The sequence below is a fragment of the Pseudomonas sp. GM25 genome (assembly GCF_000282255.1).
GTDB classification, from domain to species: Bacteria; Pseudomonadota; Gammaproteobacteria; order Pseudomonadales; family Pseudomonadaceae; genus Aquipseudomonas; species Aquipseudomonas aphyarum.
On sequence record NZ_AKJQ01000035.1, the window covers coordinates 125,188 to 142,768 of the forward strand.

The window sequence follows — 17,581 nt, forward strand, 5'->3', positions numbered from 1 at the left end:
ATGGATATCAAACGCACGATCCTGATCGTCGCCCTGGCAATCGTGTCCTACGTCATGGTCCTTAAATGGAACCAGGACTATGGCCAGGCTGCCCTGCCGACTCAGAATGTTGCTTCCAGTACGACTACATCCGGTTTGCCGGACACCGCCACTGGCAATAATGCTGCTGCCAGTGACGATATTCCGCGCGCCGCAAGCGATACCAGCGCACCTGCCGAAACGCCGGTCGCCGTCAGCAAGGATCTGATCCAGATTAAGACCGACGTGCTCGATCTCGCGATCGATCCACAAGGTGGTGACGTTGCACAGCTGACCTTGCCGCTGTATCCACGTCGTCAGGATCGTCCGGACGTTCCGTTCCAGCTGTTCGACAACGGTGGCGAACGTACTTATCTGGCACAGAGCGGTCTGATTGGCACCAACGGTCCGGATGCAAACCCGGCCGGTCGCCCGATCTACTCCTCGGAGAAGAAGACTTATCAACTGGCTGACGGTCAGGACCAACTGGTCGTCGACCTGAAATTCAGCAAGGACGGCGTCAATTACATCAAGCGTTTCACTCTGAAACGTGGCCTGTATGACGTGACCGTTACTTATCTGATCGACAACCAGAGCGCTCAGCCTTGGTCCGGTTCGATGTTCGCCCAGCTGAAACGCGATGCCAGCGCCGATCCTTCGTCGACAACTGCTACCGGTACCGCGACTTACCTGGGCGCCGCCCTGTGGACAAGTTCCGAGCCGTACAAGAAAGTGTCCATGAAGGACATGGACAAAGGTCAGCTCAAGGAAACCGTCACTGGTGGCTGGGTAGCCTGGCTGCAACACTACTTCGTGACTGCATGGGTTGCTCCGAAGGGCGAAAACAACATCGTCCAGACCCGTAAAGACAGCAAAGGCAACTACATCATCGGTTACACCGGTCCTTCGTTGACCGCTGCACCGGGTGCGAAAGTCGAGACCAGCGCTGTTCTTTACGCCGGTCCGAAAAGCCAGGCGGTGCTGAAAGAGTTGTCCCCAGGTCTGGAACTGACTGTCGACTACGGCATTCTGTGGTTCATTGCCCAGCCAATCTTCTGGCTGCTGCAACATATCCACAGCATCGTCGGCAACTGGGGCTGGTCGATCATCTTCCTGACCATGCTGATCAAAGGGATCTTCTTCCCGCTGTCGGCCGCCAGCTACAAGTCGATGGCCCGCATGCGCGCCGTGGCTCCGAAACTGGCTGCACTGAAAGAGCAACATGGCGATGACCGGCAGAAAATGTCGCAAGCCATGATGGAGCTGTACAAGAAAGAGAAGATCAATCCGCTGGGTGGCTGCTTGCCGATCCTGGTGCAGATGCCGGTTTTCCTTTCGCTGTACTGGGTTCTGCTGGAAAGCGTGGAAATGCGCCAGGCGCCGTTCATGCTGTGGATTACCGACCTGTCGATCAAGGATCCGTTCTTCATCCTGCCGATCATCATGGGCGCGACCATGTTCATCCAGCAGCGTCTGAACCCTACACCTCCGGATCCGATGCAGGCCAAGGTGATGAAAATGATGCCGATCATCTTCACCTTCTTCTTCCTGTGGTTCCCGGCGGGTCTGGTGCTGTACTGGGTTGTGAACAACTGCCTGTCGATTGCCCAACAGTGGTACATCACGCGTAAGATCGAAGCGGCGACGAAAAAAGCCGAGGCGTAACTTACTCTGTGGATAACACCACTCAAAACGCCCCCTAGTGGGGCGTTTTGCTATCTGCCATTTTTGTCTGGATACCGGTTTATGAGCGCACCTCGTGAAACCATCGCTGCCGTCGCTACCGCCCAGGGCCGTGGCGGCGTGGGCATCGTTCGAATTTCCGGGCCGCTGGCCAGCGTTGCGGCCAAAGCCATCAGCGGCCGTGAACTGAAACCAAGGTTTGCCCACTACGGCCCGTTCTTCAGTGACGATCAACAGGTGCTGGATGAAGGTCTGGCGCTGTATTTCCCCGGACCGAACTCGTTCACCGGCGAAGACGTCCTGGAACTGCAGGGCCACGGTGGCCCGATCGTCCTCGACATGTTGCTCAAGCGTTGTCTGGAACTGGGTTGCCGTCTGGCCCGTCCAGGAGAATTCAGCGAACGCGCCTTCCTCAATGACAAACTCGACCTTGCTCAGGCCGAGGCCATCGCCGATCTGATCGAAGCCAGTTCCGCACAGGCCGCGCGCAATGCCCTGCGTTCATTGCAGGGTGCATTTTCCCAACGCGTGCACAACCTTACCGAACAGCTGATCGGCCTGCGGATCTATGTAGAAGCGGCTATCGACTTCCCGGAAGAAGAAATCGACTTCCTCGCCGATGGCCATGTCCTGAGCATGCTCGACAAGGTTCGTAACGAGTTATCCACTGTATTGCGCGAAGCCGGGCAGGGTGCGTTGCTGCGTGACGGGATGACCGTGGTGATTGCCGGTCGTCCGAATGCCGGCAAATCCAGCCTGCTGAACGCACTGGCCGGTCGTGAAGCCGCGATCGTGACCGAAATAGCCGGCACCACTCGGGACATCCTGCGCGAACATATCCACATCGATGGCATGCCGCTGCACGTTGTGGACACCGCCGGTCTGCGTGATACCGATGACCATGTGGAAAAGATCGGCGTTGAACGAGCGTTGAAAGCCATCGGCGAGGCTGACCGAGTGCTGCTGGTCGTCGATGCCACTGCGCCAGAGGCCGCCGATCCATTCGCCCTGTGGCCGGAATTCCTTGAAACCCGGCCAGATCCGGCGAAGGTCACCCTGATTCGTAACAAGGCTGATCTCACCGGTGAAGCCATTGCCCTGGAAGTCAGTGACGATGGCCACGTGACGATCAGTCTGAGCGCCAAATCCGCCGGTGAGGGCCTGGATCTGCTGCGCGATCACCTCAAAGCCTGCATGGGCTACGAACAAACTTCGGAAAGCAGCTTCAGCGCACGCCGCCGGCACCTCGAAGCCCTGCGTCATGCCAGTGGTGCCCTGGAACATGGACGTGCCCAACTGACGTTGGCGGGTGCTGGCGAGCTACTGGCCGAAGACCTGCGTCAGGCCCAACAGTCTCTTGGGGAAATCACCGGCGCCTTCAGTTCAGATGATTTGCTGGGACGAATCTTTTCCAGCTTCTGCATCGGTAAATAACCCTTCCGTTGTCCACAGACAGGTCCGTTCGCGACCTGTCTGTCCCCCCTTCTAGTATTTCCTTCCTCCAGTGCCGGACAGATTCCTGTTCCTGAGCGGATTTTCCGTGTCCGCGATTCCTTCATTCACTTGATTTCTGTGGATTAAGCCCTGTGAATAACTGCCGCTGAGGGCAGTTGATAACAGGGCCTGAAAACTGAACATAACTGCCTCTGTGGATAACCACCTCATTCATCCACAGGCTTACACCGGTTATCCAAGGGCCTCATGGCGACATGGCCACAGGGTTTTGAATCTCTGTACACATTGAAAATAAAGGCCTGCAGAAATCTATCCACAGAAACCATGGGCAGTAAGAATAAGCTTTAAAACAAAGGTTTTATAAATTTCTCTCTTTTTTATTCTTTTAACCGCGAGTTCTCCACAGCTGGTTAAATTTTGTGCAAAGGGTTCTTTAGGAAGGGCGAAGTCCCTATACTTGCCGACCAGGTCCAGAAACCTGATCTCAAACTATTCCTGAATTACCTACTTAAGCAGGCACGAGGTGCGTGGTGGATTTCCCTTCCCGTTTTGAAGTGATCGTCATCGGCGGCGGTCATGCCGGTACCGAGGCAGCACTGGCCTCAGCACGTATGGGTGCAAAAACCCTTCTGCTGACGCACAACGTGGAAACCCTCGGTGCCATGAGTTGCAACCCGGCTATCGGTGGCATCGGCAAAAGCCATCTGGTCAAGGAAATCGACGCCCTCGGCGGCGCGATGGCCATGGCCACCGATCTGGGCGGTATCCAGTTTCGCGTGTTGAACAGCCGCAAAGGCCCGGCCGTACGGGCGACCCGTGCGCAAGCCGACCGGATTTTGTACAAAGCCGCTGTCCGCGAAATTCTGGAAAACCAGCCGAACCTGTGGATATTTCAACAAGCTGCTGACGACCTGATCGTCGAGCAGGAACAAGTACGTGGTGTCGTCACACAAATGGGTCTGCGTTTCTTCGCGGATTCCGTGGTGTTGACCACCGGTACGTTCCTCGGCGGACTTATCCACATCGGTTTGCAGAATTTTTCCGGCGGTCGTGCCGGTGACCCACCGTCGATCGCCCTGGCGCATCGTCTGCGTGAACTGCCGCTGCGTGTCGGTCGCCTGAAAACCGGTACGCCACCGCGTATCGACGGCAAGTCTGTGGATTTCTCGGTGATGACCGAGCAGCCAGGCGATACGCCGATCCCGGTGATGTCGTTCATGGGCAACAAGGAACAACATCCACGGCAAGTCAGTTGCTGGATTACTCACACCAACGCCCGCACCCACGAAATCATTGCCGCGAACCTCGACCGTTCGCCGATGTATTCCGCTGCCGGCGAGATCGAAGGCATCGGTCCGCGTTATTGCCCGTCGATCGAAGACAAGATCCACCGCTTTGCCGACAAGGAAAGCCATCAGGTGTTCATCGAGCCGGAAGGCCTGACCACCCATGAGCTGTATCCGAACGGGATATCCACAAGCCTGCCGTTCGACGTGCAATTGCAGATCGTGCAATCGATCCGCGGCATGGAAAACGCGCACATCGTGCGTCCGGGTTATGCGATCGAGTACGACTACTTCGATCCGCGCGACCTGAAGTACAGCCTGGAAACCAAAGTCATCGGCGGTCTGTTCTTCGCTGGTCAGATCAACGGCACCACCGGTTACGAAGAAGCCGGCGCCCAGGGTTTGCTGGCTGGCGCGAACGCTGCACTGCGTGCGAAAGGCAAAGAAGCCTGGTGCCCGCGTCGCGATGAAGCGTACATCGGGGTATTGGTCGACGATCTGATCACCCTCGGTACTCAAGAGCCGTACCGCATGTTCACTTCCCGTGCCGAGTACCGCCTGATCCTGCGTGAGGACAACGCCGATCTGCGTCTGACCGAAAAAGGTCGCGAGCTGGGTCTGGTCGATGACGCGCGCTGGGCGGCGTTCTGCAAGAAACGCGAAAGCATCGAACTCGAAGAGCAGCGCCTGAAAAGCACCTGGGTTCGCCCGGGCACTCCGCAGGGCGATGCGATTGCCGAGAAATTCGGCACGCCGCTGACTCACGAATACAACCTGCTCAATCTCTTGAGCCGTCCGGAAATCGACTACGCTGGTCTGGTCGAAGTGACCGGGCAGGGCGCCGAAGATCCACAGGTCGCCGAACAGGTCGAGATCAAGACCAAATACGCCGGTTACATCGACCGTCAACAGGACGAAATCGCCCGTCTGCGTGCAAGCGAAGACACGAAACTGCCTGTGGATATCGATTACACCAACATTTCCGGTCTCTCCAAGGAGATCCAGAGCAAGCTTGGCGCGACTCGTCCCGAGACGCTTGGCCAGGCTTCGCGGATCCCGGGTGTGACCCCGGCAGCGATTTCGCTGTTGATGATTCATTTGAAAAAACGCGGCGCGGGCCGTCAGTTGGAGCAAAGCGCTTGAGTTCTAAGGTCACTTCGCAACACGCCGAAGAGTTATCCACAGGAGCCCGCGAGCTCGGTGTCAATCTCACTGAAACCCAGCACGAATTGCTGCTGGGTTATCTGGCCCTGTTGATCAAATGGAACCAGGCCTACAACCTGACCGCCGTCCGCGATCCGGACGAAATGGTTTCCCGTCACTTGCTCGATAGCCTCAGCGTGATGTCGTTCATCGAAAACGGCCGCTGGCTGGATGTCGGCAGCGGCGGCGGCATGCCGGGGATCCCTTTGGCGATCCTGTATCCGGACTCGCAAGTGACCTGTCTGGACAGCAACGGCAAGAAAACCCGCTTCCTGACCCAGGTCAAACTCGAACTCAAACTGGATAACCTGCAAGTTATCCACAGTCGCGTCGAAGCGTTCCAGCCTGCACAGCCGTTCAACGGGATCATTTCCCGGGCGTTCAGCAGCATGGAGAACTTCACCAACTGGACTCGCCACCTCGGCGACGCCGATACGCGCTGGCTGGCAATGAAGGGCGTCCATCCGGCCGATGAGCTGGTAGCATTGCCGGCAGACTTCAAACTCGATAGCGAACACGCCCTGGCCGTACCCGGTTGCCAAGGCCAACGCCATCTGCTGATACTGCGCCGCACGGCATGATTGGGAACACAAGCAAGAATGGCTAAGGTATTCGCGATAGCGAACCAGAAGGGTGGTGTGGGCAAGACCACCACCTGCATCAACCTCGCAGCATCCCTGGTCGCGACCAAGCGCCGGGTGCTGTTGATCGATCTCGATCCACAGGGCAACGCCACCATGGGTAGCGGTGTGGATAAACATGGCCTGGAAAACTCGGTCTACGACCTGCTGATCGGCGAATGCGATCTGGCTCAGGCCATGCACTACTCTGAACACGGCGGTTATCAACTGTTGCCGGCCAACCGCGACCTGACGGCGGCCGAAGTGGTACTGCTGGAAATGCAGATGAAGGAAAGCCGTCTGCGCAGTGCGCTGGCGCCGATCCGTGAAAACTACGATTACATTCTGATCGACTGCCCGCCGTCGCTGTCGATGCTCACATTGAACGCACTGGTCGCCGCTGACGGGGTCATTATCCCCATGCAGTGCGAGTACTTTGCGCTCGAAGGTCTGAGCGATCTTGTGGATAACATCAAGCGCATCGCCGAGCTGTTGAATCCGAACCTGAAAGTTGAAGGTCTGCTGCGGACCATGTACGACCCGCGGCTGAGCCTGATGAACGACGTTTCGGCCCAGCTCAAGGAACACTTTGGCGATCAGTTGTACGACACGGTGATCCCGCGCAACATCCGTCTGGCCGAAGCGCCAAGCTACGGCATGCCGGCGCTGGCCTACGACAAGCAATCGCGTGGCGCGCTGGCCTATCTGGCCCTGGCGGGCGAGATGGTTCGCCGTCAGCGCAAAAATTCACGCATCGCCGCTGCCCAGCCAACTTAAGGAATCCCCATGGCCGTCAAGAAACGAGGTCTCGGACGAGGACTGGATGCACTGCTGAGCGGTCCGACTGTCAGCGCGCTGGAAGAACAAGCGGCGCAGGCTGACAGCCGTGAGTTGCAGCACCTGCCGCTGGACCTGCTGCAGCGCGGCAAGTACCAGCCGCGCCGGGACATGGATCCGCAGGCGCTGGAAGAGCTGGCGCAGTCGATCAAGGCCCAGGGCGTGATGCAGCCGATCGTGGTTCGCCCGATTGGCGGTGGCCGTTTTGAAATCATTGCTGGCGAACGTCGCTGGCGCGCCAGTCAGCAGGCCGGCCAGGAAACCATTCCTGCGATGGTCCGCGACGTGCCGGATGAAACCGCGATCGCCATTGCGCTGATCGAGAACATCCAGCGCGAAGATCTGAACCCGATCGAAGAAGCGGTGGCCCTGCAGCGCTTGCAGCAGGAATTCCAGCTCACCCAGCAACAGGTCGCCGAGGCTGTGGGTAAGTCCCGCGTCACCGTGGCCAACCTTTTGCGCCTGATTGCGCTGCCGGAAGTCATCAAGACCATGTTGTCCCACGGTGACCTGGAAATGGGTCATGCCCGTGCATTGCTCGGTCTGCCTGACAATCAGCAGGTGGAAGGGGCGCGACATGTTGTCGCACGCGGCCTCACCGTGCGCCAAACCGAGGCACTGGTTCGTCAGTGGTTGAGTGGCAAACCGGAGCCGGTCGAACCGTCCAAACCCGACCCGGATATCGCCCGGCTCGAGCAACGTCTGGCCGAGCGCCTAGGCTCTGCGGTGCAGATTCGCCACGGCAAGAAGGGAAAGGGTCAGTTGGTGATCGGTTACAACTCCCTCGACGAGCTTCAAGGTGTGCTCGCACACATCCGCTGAAACAATTCCTCTTGTAGCGCGCAGTCGGAAATCACTACCTGACAGTTGAATAGGGGCAGAACCGCCCCTATACTCTGCGCGCATTTTGTCGGCACAAATTATGCCAAGTTATTGAATTTCGGCAGCCGACCATTGGAGAGCAATAGTGATGGAAACCCGCAAGCCAAACCGCCTGCCGTTCCATCGCCTGGCGGTTTTTCCGGTGTTGATGGCTCAATTTGTCATTTTGCTCATTGCCGCTTTGGCGCTTTGGCAATGGCACGGAGTCGTTGCCGGATACTCGGGACTTTGCGGAGGCCTGATAGCCTTGCTGCCCAATGTTTATTTCGCTCACAAGGCATTTCGGTTTTCCGGCGCCCGAGCAGCCCAGTCCATCGTCCGGTCTTTCTATGCCGGCGAGGCAGGCAAACTGATTTTGACGGCAGTGCTGTTTGCACTGGTGTTTGCAGGTGTGAAGCCACTGGCGCCGATCGCTGTATTCGGCGCCTTCGTGCTGACTCAGTCGGTCAGCTGGTTCGCTCCCCTGCTGATGAGAACAAGACTTTCGAGACCTTAGGGCGTTTGAGGCAACCATGGCAGAAACAACCGCTTCGGGCTATATCCAGCACCACTTGCAGAACCTGACCTTCGGTCAGCTACCCAACGGCGGCTGGGGCTTTGCCCACACCGCAGCAGAAGCCAAGGAAATGGGCTTCTGGGCTTTCCACGTCGATACTCTCGGCTGGTCGGTCGCGCTGGGTCTGATCTTCGTTCTTCTTTTCCGCATGGCGGCCAAGAAGGCGACTTCCGGTCAGCCGGGTGCACTGCAGAACTTCGTTGAAGTCCTGGTCGAATTCGTCGATGGCAGCGTGAAAGACAGCTTCCATGGCCGTAGCCCGGTGATCGCACCGCTGGCACTGACCATCTTCGTCTGGGTGTTCCTGATGAACGCCGTCGACCTGGTACCGGTCGACTGGATTCCTCAGCTGGCCATCCTGATCTCCGGCGACCACCACATCCCGTTCCGCGCCGTGTCGACTACCGACCCGAACGCGACCCTGGGCATGGCGTTCTCGGTTTTCGCACTGATCATTTTCTATAGCATCAAGGTCAAGGGTCTCGGCGGTTTCATCGGCGAGCTGACCCTGCACCCGTTCGGCAGCAAGAACATCTTCGTTCAGGCCCTGCTGATCCCGGTGAACTTCCTGCTGGAATTCGTGACCCTGATCGCCAAACCGATCTCTCTGGCTCTGCGTCTGTTCGGCAACATGTATGCCGGCGAGCTGGTGTTCATCCTGATCGCTGTGATGTTTGGCAGCGGCCTGCTCTGGCTGAGCGGCCTGGGTGTTGTCCTGCAGTGGGCGTGGGCTGTGTTCCACATCCTGATCATCACCCTGCAGGCGTTCATCTTCATGATGCTGACCATCGTCTACCTGTCGATGGCGCACGAAGAAAACCATTAAGACCAGTCTCGACTAGTCTGATGTCCTTCCCGGTCAAACGGGAAGGGGCTCCTCACGGGGCACCATGAAACGATTTGTTTTACCGCTTTAATCTAAAAAACCTAAACCATACGACGTAAAAGTCGGGAGGAAAGATGGAAACTGTAGTTGGTCTAACCGCTATCGCTGTTGCACTGTTGATCGGCCTGGGCGCACTGGGTACCGCAATTGGTTTCGGCCTGCTGGGCGGCAAGTTCTTGGAAGGCGCAGCGCGTCAGCCAGAAATGGTCCCAATGCTGCAAGTTAAAATGTTCATCGTTGCCGGTCTGCTCGACGCCGTAACCATGATCGGTGTTGGTATCGCTCTGTTCTTCACCTTTGCGAACCCGTTCGTTGGTCAAATCGCTGGCTAATCATTCGGATTTTCCGAGTGATTTGGTGTGATGGACAACGTAACTGCGAGGTGTTGGCGTGAACATTAATGCGACCCTGATTGGCCAGTCCGTTGCGTTCCTGATTTTTGTACTGTTCTGCATGAAGTTCGTATGGCCTCCGGTCATCGCAGCTCTGCACGAACGTCAAAAGAAGATCGCTGATGGTCTGGACGCTGCCAGCCGTGCAGCTCGCGACCTGGAGTTGGCCCAAGAGAAAGCGGGTCAGCAACTGCGCGAAGCGAAAGCTCAGGCAGCTGAAATCATCGAGCAAGCCAAGAAACGCGGTAACCAGATTGTCGAAGAGGCCGTTGAAAAGGCCCGTGTCGACGCTGACCGTGTGAAGGTTCAGGCTCAAGCCGAGATCGAACAGGAACTGAACAGTGTCAAAGACAAGCTGCGCGCCCAAGTGGGCTTGCTGGCTGTCGGCGGCGCCGAGAAGATCCTGGGTGCCACAATCGATCAAAACGCGCACGCAGAGCTGGTTAACCAACTGGCTGCTGAAATCTAAGCGAGGGCGATCATGGCAGAACTGACCACGTTGGCCCGACCTTACGCTAAGGCGGCCTTCGAGCACGCTCAGGCCCACCAGCAACTGGCCAATTGGTCAGCCATGCTCGGCCTGGCTGCAGCGGTGTCACAAGATGACACCATGCAGCGCGTGCTCAAGGCCCCGCGACTGACGAGCGCAGAAAAGGCCGCCACGTTCATTGACGTGTGCGGCGACAAGTTTGATGCCAAGGCACAGAACTTCATCAATGTCGTTGCCGAAAACGACCGTCTCCCGCTTCTGCCGGAGATCGCCGCTCTTTTCGACCTGTACAAGGCCGAACAAGAGAAATCGGTAGACGTTGAAGTGACCAGTGCTTTTGCATTGAACCAAGAACAGCAAGACAAACTCGCCAAGGTTCTCAGTGCACGACTCAACCGGGAAGTGCGCCTGCAAGTTGCGGAGGATGCTGCCCTTATAGGTGGTGTCGTTATCCGCGCCGGCGACCTGGTTATCGATGGCTCGATTCGCGGCAAAATCGCGAAACTTGCCGAAGCATTGAAATCTTGAGTTTGAAGGGGCAGCAGAGCAATGCAGCAACTCAATCCTTCCGAAATAAGTGAAATTATCAAGGGCCGCATCGAAAAGCTCGATGTGACCTCCCAAGCCCGTAACGAAGGCACTGTCGTCAGCGTATCTGACGGCATCGTGCGGATTCACGGTCTGGCCGACGTCATGTACGGCGAGATGATCGAGTTTCCGGGCGGCGTCTACGGTATGGCCCTCAACCTGGAGCAAGACTCCGTAGGTGCCGTTGTACTGGGCGCATACACGACTCTGGCTGAAGGCATGAGCGCCAAGTGCACCGGCCGCATCCTCGAAGTTCCGGTTGGTAAGGAACTGCTGGGTCGCGTTGTCGACGCACTGGGTAACCCTGTTGACGGCAAAGGTCCACTGGGCAACACCGAGACCGACGCGGTCGAGAAAGTTGCTCCGGGCGTGATCTGGCGTAAGTCGGTAGACCAGCCTGTACAGACTGGCTACAAGGCTGTCGATGCCATGATCCCTGTCGGCCGTGGCCAGCGTGAGCTGATCATCGGTGACCGTCAGATCGGTAAAACCGCTCTGGCGATCGACGCGATCATCAACCAGAAAGACAGCGGCATTTTCTGCGTCTACGTGGCAATCGGTCAGAAGCAATCGACCATCGCCAACGTGGTTCGCAAGCTGGAAGAAAACGGTGCACTGGCTAACACCATCATCGTTGCAGCGAGCGCCTCGGAATCTGCAGCACTGCAATTCCTGGCTCCGTACTCCGGTTGCACCATGGGTGAATTCTTCCGCGACCGCGGTGAAGACGCGCTGATCGTTTATGACGATCTGTCCAAGCAAGCAGTGGCTTACCGCCAGATTTCCCTGCTGCTGCGCCGTCCACCAGGCCGTGAAGCTTACCCAGGCGACGTGTTCTATCTCCACTCCCGTCTGCTGGAGCGCGCATCCCGCGTTTCGGAAGAGTACGTAGAGAAGTTCACCAACGGCGCAGTGACCGGCAAAACCGGTTCCCTGACCGCACTGCCGATCATCGAAACCCAGGCTGGCGACGTTTCCGCGTTCGTTCCGACCAACGTGATTTCCATCACCGACGGTCAGATCTTCCTGGAATCGGCCATGTTCAACTCGGGCATCCGCCCTGCAGTGAACGCCGGTGTTTCGGTATCCCGTGTGGGTGGTGCCGCTCAGACCAAGATCATCAAGAAGCTGTCCGGTGGTATCCGTACCGCTCTGGCTCAGTACCGTGAACTGGCGGCATTCGCCCAGTTCGCTTCTGACCTGGACGAAGCGACCCGCAAGCAACTTGAGCATGGTCAGCGCGTTACCGAGCTGATGAAGCAGAAGCAATACGCACCGATGTCGATCGCTGACATGGCGCTGTCGCTGTATGCCGCTGAGCGTGGGTTCCTGACTGACATCGAAATCACCAAGATCGGCAGCTTCGAACAAGCGCTGATCGCTTTCTTCAACCGCGATCACGCCGATTTGATGGCCAAGATCAACGTTAAAGGTGACTTCAATGACGAAATCGACGCTGGCCTGAAGGCTGGTATCGAGAAGTTCAAGGCCACCCAAACCTGGTAAGCCGCAGCGGGAGCCGCAAGGCTCCCGCTTGCTAACCTGATAGGTGTTACATGGCAGGCGCAAAAGAGATTCGCAGTAAGATTGCGAGCATCAAAAGCACGCAAAAAATTACCAGCGCCATGGAAAAAGTGGCGGTCAGCAAAATGCGCAAGGCACAAATGCGCATGGCTGCTAGCCGTCCTTATGCGGAGCGTATCCGCCAGGTAATTGGGCATCTGGCCAACGCCAACCCGGAGTACCGCCACCCGTTCATGATCGATCGCGAAGTAAAGCGCGTCGGTTATGTCGTGGTGAGCAGTGACCGTGGTCTGTGCGGCGGCTTGAACACCAACCTGTTCAAGGCCCTGGTCAAGGACATGGCGGTAAACCGCGAAAACGGCGTCGAGATCGATCTGTGTGTCGTTGGTAGCAAGGGTGCGGCCTTTTTCCGCAACTTCGGCGGTAACGTCGTTGCAGCTATCAGCCACCTGGGTGAAGAGCCGTCGATCAATGATCTGATCGGCAGCGTCAAGGTGATGCTGGATGCCTACCTGGACGGCCGTATTGACCGCCTGTCCGTGGTATCCAACAAGTTCATCAACACCATGACGCAACAGCCTACCGTGGAGCAGTTGATTCCATTGGTGGCGACCCCGGATCAAGAACTCAAGCACCACTGGGACTACCTCTACGAACCAGACGCCAAAGAGCTGCTTGACGGCTTGATGGTGCGTTACGTGGAGTCGCAGGTGTACCAGGCGGTGGTCGAGAACAACGCGGCTGAACAGGCTGCGCGGATGATCGCGATGAAGAACGCTACCGACAACGCCGGTGATTTGATCAGCGATTTGCAGCTGATCTACAACAAGGCGCGTCAGGCTGCGATCACCCAAGAGATCTCGGAAATCGTCGGCGGCGCTGCCGCGGTTTAACGGTTCAAATATTCAGAGGATCCAGCTATGAGTAGCGGACGTATCGTTCAAATCATCGGCGCCGTTATCGACGTGGAATTTCCACGCGACAGCGTACCGAGCATCTACGACGCCTTGAAGGTTCAAGGCGCCGAAACCACTCTGGAAGTTCAGCAGCAGCTGGGCGACGGCGTGGTTCGTACCATTGCGATGGGCTCCACCGAAGGCTTGAAGCGCGGTCTGGACGTCAACAACACTGGCGCAGCCATCTCCGTACCGGTCGGTAAAGCGACTCTGGGCCGAATCATGGACGTACTGGGCAACCCGATCGACGAAGCTGGCCCGATCGGCGAAGAAGAGCGCTGGGGTATCCACCGCGCCGCTCCTTCCTTCGCTGAACAGGCCGGTGGCAACGAGCTGCTGGAAACAGGCATCAAGGTTATCGACCTGGTTTGCCCGTTCGCCAAGGGCGGTAAAGTCGGTCTGTTCGGTGGTGCCGGTGTAGGCAAGACCGTAAACATGATGGAACTGATCCGTAACATCGCCATCGAGCACAGCGGTTATTCCGTGTTCGCCGGTGTGGGTGAGCGTACTCGTGAGGGTAACGACTTCTACCACGAGATGAAGGACTCCAACGTTCTCGACAAGGTAGCCCTGGTCTACGGTCAGATGAACGAGCCACCGGGAAACCGTCTGCGCGTAGCGCTGACCGGTCTGACCATGGCCGAGAAGTTCCGTGACGAAGGTAACGACGTTCTGCTGTTCGTCGACAACATCTATCGTTACACCCTGGCCGGTACCGAAGTATCCGCACTGCTGGGCCGTATGCCTTCGGCAGTAGGTTACCAGCCGACCCTGGCTGAAGAGATGGGCGTGCTGCAAGAGCGCATCACTTCGACCAAGCAAGGTTCGATCACTTCGATCCAGGCCGTATACGTACCAGCGGACGACTTGACTGACCCGTCGCCAGCGACCACGTTTGCTCACCTGGACGCCACCGTCGTTCTGTCCCGTGACATCGCTTCCCTGGGTATCTACCCGGCGGTAGACCCACTGGACTCGACTTCGCGTCAGCTGGACCCGAACGTGATCGGCAACGATCACTACGAGACCGCTCGTGGTGTTCAGTACGTGCTGCAGCGTTACAAAGAGCTGAAGGACATCATCGCGATCCTGGGTATGGACGAGCTGTCGGAAGCCGACAAGCAGTTGGTAAACCGTGCTCGTAAGATCCAGCGCTTCTTGTCGCAGCCGTTCTTCGTGGCTGAAGTCTTCACCGGTGCTTCGGGTAAATACGTTTCCCTGAAAGACACCATTGCTGGCTTCAAAGGCATCCTCAACGGTGACTACGACCACCTGCCAGAACAAGCGTTCTACATGGTCGGCGGCATCGAAGAAGCGATCGAGAAAGCCAAGAAACTGTAATCCAGGCGCCCGGCAACGGGCGCTAATTTAGGTTGAGGCAATCAGATGGCTATGACAGTCCATTGCGACATCGTCAGCGCGGAAGGAGAAATCTTTTCCGGCCTGGTCGAGATGGTGATTGCGCACGGTGCTCTGGGTGATCTTGGTATCGCTCTGGGCCACGCGCCGCTGATCACTAATCTGAAGCCAGGTCCGATCCGCCTGATCAAGCAAGGCGGGGAAGCCGAGGTGTTCTACATCTCCGGTGGTTTCCTCGAGGTTCAGCCGAACATGGTCAAGGTGCTTGCCGATACCGTGCAACGTGCCGCCGACCTGGATGAAGCTCAGGCTCAAGCAGCTCTCAAGGCTGCCGAAGCTGCTCTGCATGAGAAGAGCGCAGATTTCGACTACGGAGCTGCGTCCGCACGTCTGGCCGAGGCTGCAGCTCAGCTGCGCACCGTCCAGCAGATCCGCAAGAAGTTTGGCGGTTAATCCGTCAGCCACTTGTTGTGCGATTGATAAAAAAGGGTAGCCTCGGCTACCCTTTTTTCTTTTCAGAATTCCCGAAACCCGGTCGCAGTTGCTGACCACCCAGGATTGGTAGCCAGTCATGTCTCTTGAAATCGTTATCCTCGCGGCCGGTCAAGGCACCCGCATGCGTTCCGCGCTGCCAAAAGTGCTGCACCCGATTGCCGGCGACTCCATGCTCGGCCATGTTATCCACAGTGCCCGCCAACTTGATCCCCAGCGCATTCACGTCGTCATCGGCCATGGTGCCGATGTCGTGCGCGAACGTCTGGCCGCCGATGATCTCAATTTCGTATTGCAGGACAAGCAGCTGGGCACCGGTCATGCGACTGCCCAGGCTGTGCCGTTCATCACCGCCGATACCGTTCTGATTCTCTACGGTGACGTGCCGCTTATCGAAGTCGAGACCCTGCAGCGTCTGCTCAAGCACGTCGTGCCCGGCCAAATGGGATTGCTCACCGTCGAACTGGACGACCCGACCGGCTACGGCCGCATCGTGCGTGACGCCAGCGGCAAGGTCGCCGCGATCGTCGAGCACAAGGACGCCAGCGAAGCGCAACGTGCGATCACCGAGGGCAATACCGGCATTCTCGCCGTGCCTGCCAGCCATCTGGCTGACTGGATGAGTCGTCTGTCGAACAATAACGCCCAGGGTGAGTATTACCTGACCGACGTGATTGAAATGGCGGTCGGTGATGGCCTGGTAGTTGCGACCGAACAACCCCATGATCCGATGGAAGTGCAGGGCGCCAACGATCGCAAGCAACTGTCCGAACTGGAGCGCCACTATCAGTTGCGCGCTGGCCGTCGCTTGATGGCTCAGGGTGTGACTCTGCGCGATCCGGCCCGGTTTGATGTACGTGGCGAAGTGACCGTGGGTCGCGACGTGCTGATCGACATCAACGTAATTCTCGAAGGCAAAGTCGTCATCGAAGACGATGTAGTGATCGGCCCGAACTGCGTGATCAAGGACAGCACCCTGCGCAAAGGCGTGGTGGTCAAGGCCAACAGCCACATCGAAGGTGCGGTGTTGGGTGAAGGCAGCGATGCCGGCCCGTTTGCCCGTCTGCGTCCGGGCACTGTGCTGGAGGCCCGCGCCCATGTGGGTAACTTCGTTGAACTGAAAAACGCGCGCATGGGCGAGGGCGCCAAGGCTGGACACCTGACTTACCTGGGCGACGCCGAGATCGGTGCCCGCACCAACATCGGCGCCGGCACCATCACCTGCAACTACGACGGCGCCAACAAGTGGAAAACCGTGTTGGGAGAGGACGTGTTCATCGGCTCCAACAACTCGCTGGTGGCGCCTGTGGATATCTCCGCCGGTGCAACCACTGCAGCCGGGTCGACCATTACCCAGAATGTGGATAACGCCCAGTTGGCCGTTGGCCGTGCGCGGCAGAAGAACATCGACGGCTGGAAGCGGCCGGAGAAGATCAAGAAGAGCTGAGTTATCCACAGTGCTCGAAGTATGAAAGAGACCGCCGCCGGCGGTCTTTTTTATTGGGCACAGCTTGACGATTTGCAGCTGATAGGTTTTGATTGCTTCCGTTATCTTTCGAACCGAAACTTAATCAGCCATGTCGAAACGCAACACACCTCAGCGCCGTCATAACATTCTGGCTTTGCTCAATGAGCAGGGCGAAGTGAGTGTGGATGAACTGGCCAAGCGCTTCGAAACTTCGGAAGTTACGATTCGCAAGGATCTCGCTGCTCTGGAAAGTCATGGCTTGCTGCTGCGTCGCTACGGCGGAGCCATCACCATGCCGCATGAGCTGGTGGCAGACACCAGCCTCAACGTTTCCAAATACAAACAGGCGATCGCCCGCGCTGCCGTCTCACGCATCCGCGAGCATGCCCGCATCATCATCGACAGCGGCAGCACCACTGCCGCCATGATCCCCGAGCTTGGCCAACAGCCGGGACTGGTGGTGATGACCAACTCCCTGCACGTGGCCAACGCCCTGAGCGAACTCGAACACGAGCCTGTGCTGCTGATGACTGGCGGCACCTGGGATCCGCATTCGGAATCCTTTCAGGGCCAGGTCGCCGAGCAGGTACTACGCTCTTACGACTTCGACCAGTTGTTTATCGGTGCCGATGGCATCGACCTGGTGCGTGGTACCACCACATTCAATGAATTGCTCGGCCTGAGCCGGGTGATGGCGGAAGTGGCGCGGGAAGTGATCGTCATGGTCGAGGCCGACAAGATCGGCCGCAAGATTCCCAACCTGGAGCTGCCATGGAGCAGCGTCCATACCCTAATTACCGATGATCGCCTGCCCCTTGAGGCACGCGCTCAGATTCAGGCTCGCGGTATCAACTTGATTTGCGCGACTGTCAGTCAGGAGAAATAA

Annotated in this window: 17 protein-coding genes; all 17 read left to right on the top strand. The window is 57.7% G+C overall.

The features are described 5' to 3' along the window. Positions 1 to 1,683: a membrane protein insertase YidC gene (yidC, locus tag PMI24_RS11880; protein ID WP_007954136.1), complete on the top strand. Its 1,683-nt coding sequence runs from the start codon at positions 1 to 3 to the stop codon at positions 1,681 to 1,683. 81 nt (positions 1,684 to 1,764) lie between these two features. Continuing rightward, positions 1,765 to 3,135 carry a tRNA uridine-5-carboxymethylaminomethyl(34) synthesis GTPase MnmE gene (gene mnmE / locus PMI24_RS11885; protein WP_007954138.1) on the top strand — a complete coding sequence of 457 codons (1,371 nt, stop codon included), beginning with the start codon at positions 1,765 to 1,767 and terminating at the stop codon, positions 3,133 to 3,135. 551 nt (positions 3,136 to 3,686) lie between these two features. Further along, entirely contained in the window at positions 3,687 to 5,585 is a 1,899-nt protein-coding gene (gene mnmG, locus PMI24_RS11890) for a tRNA uridine-5-carboxymethylaminomethyl(34) synthesis enzyme MnmG (protein ID WP_007954140.1), read from the top strand. Next, entirely contained in the window at positions 5,582 to 6,226 is a 645-nt protein-coding gene (gene rsmG, locus PMI24_RS11895; RefSeq protein WP_007911906.1) for a 16S rRNA (guanine(527)-N(7))-methyltransferase RsmG, read from the top strand. The genes mnmG and rsmG overlap by 4 nt, the downstream gene beginning before the upstream one ends. 18 nt (positions 6,227 to 6,244) lie before the next feature. Continuing rightward, positions 6,245 to 7,042, top strand: coding sequence for a ParA family protein (locus PMI24_RS11900; protein WP_007954142.1), 798 nt, complete (start codon positions 6,245 to 6,247; stop codon positions 7,040 to 7,042). Positions 7,043 to 7,051: 9 nt separating this feature from the next. Next, the gene (locus tag PMI24_RS11905) at positions 7,052 to 7,924 is read left to right on the top strand and encodes a ParB/RepB/Spo0J family partition protein (protein WP_007954145.1); all 873 of its coding nucleotides are present in this window, start codon (positions 7,052 to 7,054) and stop codon (positions 7,922 to 7,924) included. Positions 7,925 to 8,072: 148 nt separating this feature from the next. Next, the gene (locus PMI24_RS11910; RefSeq protein ID WP_003229783.1) at positions 8,073 to 8,480 is read left to right on the top strand and encodes a F0F1 ATP synthase subunit I; all 408 of its coding nucleotides are present in this window, start codon (positions 8,073 to 8,075) and stop codon (positions 8,478 to 8,480) included. 16 nt (positions 8,481 to 8,496) lie between these two features. Beyond that, the gene (atpB, locus tag PMI24_RS11915) at positions 8,497 to 9,366 is read left to right on the top strand and encodes a F0F1 ATP synthase subunit A (RefSeq protein ID WP_007954148.1); all 870 of its coding nucleotides are present in this window, start codon (positions 8,497 to 8,499) and stop codon (positions 9,364 to 9,366) included. 134 nt (positions 9,367 to 9,500) lie between these two features. After that, on the top strand, positions 9,501 to 9,758 hold the full coding sequence (gene atpE / locus PMI24_RS28835) for a F0F1 ATP synthase subunit C (protein WP_003097235.1): 258 nt from the start codon (positions 9,501 to 9,503) through the stop codon (positions 9,756 to 9,758). Between the two features lie 58 nt (positions 9,759 to 9,816). Next, on the top strand, positions 9,817 to 10,287 hold the full coding sequence (locus PMI24_RS11925; RefSeq protein ID WP_007954149.1) for a F0F1 ATP synthase subunit B: 471 nt from the start codon (positions 9,817 to 9,819) through the stop codon (positions 10,285 to 10,287). 12 nt (positions 10,288 to 10,299) lie between these two features. Beyond that, positions 10,300 to 10,836 carry a F0F1 ATP synthase subunit delta gene (locus tag PMI24_RS11930; RefSeq protein ID WP_007911956.1) on the top strand — a complete coding sequence of 179 codons (537 nt, stop codon included), beginning with the start codon at positions 10,300 to 10,302 and terminating at the stop codon, positions 10,834 to 10,836. A 21-nt stretch (positions 10,837 to 10,857) separates the two neighbouring features. Continuing rightward, positions 10,858 to 12,402 carry a F0F1 ATP synthase subunit alpha gene (gene atpA / locus PMI24_RS11935; RefSeq protein ID WP_007954159.1) on the top strand — a complete coding sequence of 515 codons (1,545 nt, stop codon included), beginning with the start codon at positions 10,858 to 10,860 and terminating at the stop codon, positions 12,400 to 12,402. Between the two features lie 50 nt (positions 12,403 to 12,452). After that, complete coding sequence (gene atpG, locus PMI24_RS11940; protein WP_007954161.1) at positions 12,453 to 13,313, top strand: F0F1 ATP synthase subunit gamma; 861 nt, start codon at positions 12,453 to 12,455, stop codon at positions 13,311 to 13,313. 27 nt (positions 13,314 to 13,340) lie between these two features. Continuing rightward, positions 13,341 to 14,717, top strand: coding sequence for a F0F1 ATP synthase subunit beta (atpD, locus tag PMI24_RS11945; protein WP_007954162.1), 1,377 nt, complete (start codon positions 13,341 to 13,343; stop codon positions 14,715 to 14,717). Between the two features lie 45 nt (positions 14,718 to 14,762). Continuing rightward, positions 14,763 to 15,188 carry a F0F1 ATP synthase subunit epsilon gene (locus PMI24_RS11950; RefSeq protein ID WP_007954164.1) on the top strand — a complete coding sequence of 142 codons (426 nt, stop codon included), beginning with the start codon at positions 14,763 to 14,765 and terminating at the stop codon, positions 15,186 to 15,188. 118 nt (positions 15,189 to 15,306) lie between these two features. Next, positions 15,307 to 16,674, top strand: coding sequence for a bifunctional UDP-N-acetylglucosamine diphosphorylase/glucosamine-1-phosphate N-acetyltransferase GlmU (glmU, locus tag PMI24_RS11955; protein ID WP_007954165.1), 1,368 nt, complete (start codon positions 15,307 to 15,309; stop codon positions 16,672 to 16,674). A 130-nt stretch (positions 16,675 to 16,804) separates the two neighbouring features. Next, positions 16,805 to 17,581: a DeoR/GlpR family DNA-binding transcription regulator gene (locus tag PMI24_RS11960; RefSeq protein WP_007954166.1), complete on the top strand. Its 777-nt coding sequence runs from the start codon at positions 16,805 to 16,807 to the stop codon at positions 17,579 to 17,581.

Coding starts and splice junctions, on each gene's coding strand:
- PMI24_RS11905 (WP_007954145.1), top strand. CDS start 7,052: ATGGCCGTCAAGAAACGAGGTCTCGGACGAGGACTGGATGCACTGCTG.
- atpA (WP_007954159.1), top strand. CDS start 10,858: ATGCAGCAACTCAATCCTTCCGAAATAAGTGAAATTATCAAGGGCCGC.
- atpD (WP_007954162.1), top strand. CDS start 13,341: ATGAGTAGCGGACGTATCGTTCAAATCATCGGCGCCGTTATCGACGTG.
- PMI24_RS11900 (WP_007954142.1), top strand. CDS start 6,245: ATGGCTAAGGTATTCGCGATAGCGAACCAGAAGGGTGGTGTGGGCAAG.
- PMI24_RS11960 (WP_007954166.1), top strand. CDS start 16,805: ATGTCGAAACGCAACACACCTCAGCGCCGTCATAACATTCTGGCTTTG.
- yidC (WP_007954136.1), top strand. CDS start 1: ATGGATATCAAACGCACGATCCTGATCGTCGCCCTGGCAATCGTGTCC.
- atpB (WP_007954148.1), top strand. CDS start 8,497: ATGGCAGAAACAACCGCTTCGGGCTATATCCAGCACCACTTGCAGAAC.
- PMI24_RS11910 (WP_003229783.1), top strand. CDS start 8,073: ATGGAAACCCGCAAGCCAAACCGCCTGCCGTTCCATCGCCTGGCGGTT.
- atpG (WP_007954161.1), top strand. CDS start 12,453: ATGGCAGGCGCAAAAGAGATTCGCAGTAAGATTGCGAGCATCAAAAGC.
- glmU (WP_007954165.1), top strand. CDS start 15,307: ATGTCTCTTGAAATCGTTATCCTCGCGGCCGGTCAAGGCACCCGCATG.
- PMI24_RS11950 (WP_007954164.1), top strand. CDS start 14,763: ATGGCTATGACAGTCCATTGCGACATCGTCAGCGCGGAAGGAGAAATC.
- mnmE (WP_007954138.1), top strand. CDS start 1,765: ATGAGCGCACCTCGTGAAACCATCGCTGCCGTCGCTACCGCCCAGGGC.
- PMI24_RS11930 (WP_007911956.1), top strand. CDS start 10,300: ATGGCAGAACTGACCACGTTGGCCCGACCTTACGCTAAGGCGGCCTTC.
- atpE (WP_003097235.1), top strand. CDS start 9,501: ATGGAAACTGTAGTTGGTCTAACCGCTATCGCTGTTGCACTGTTGATC.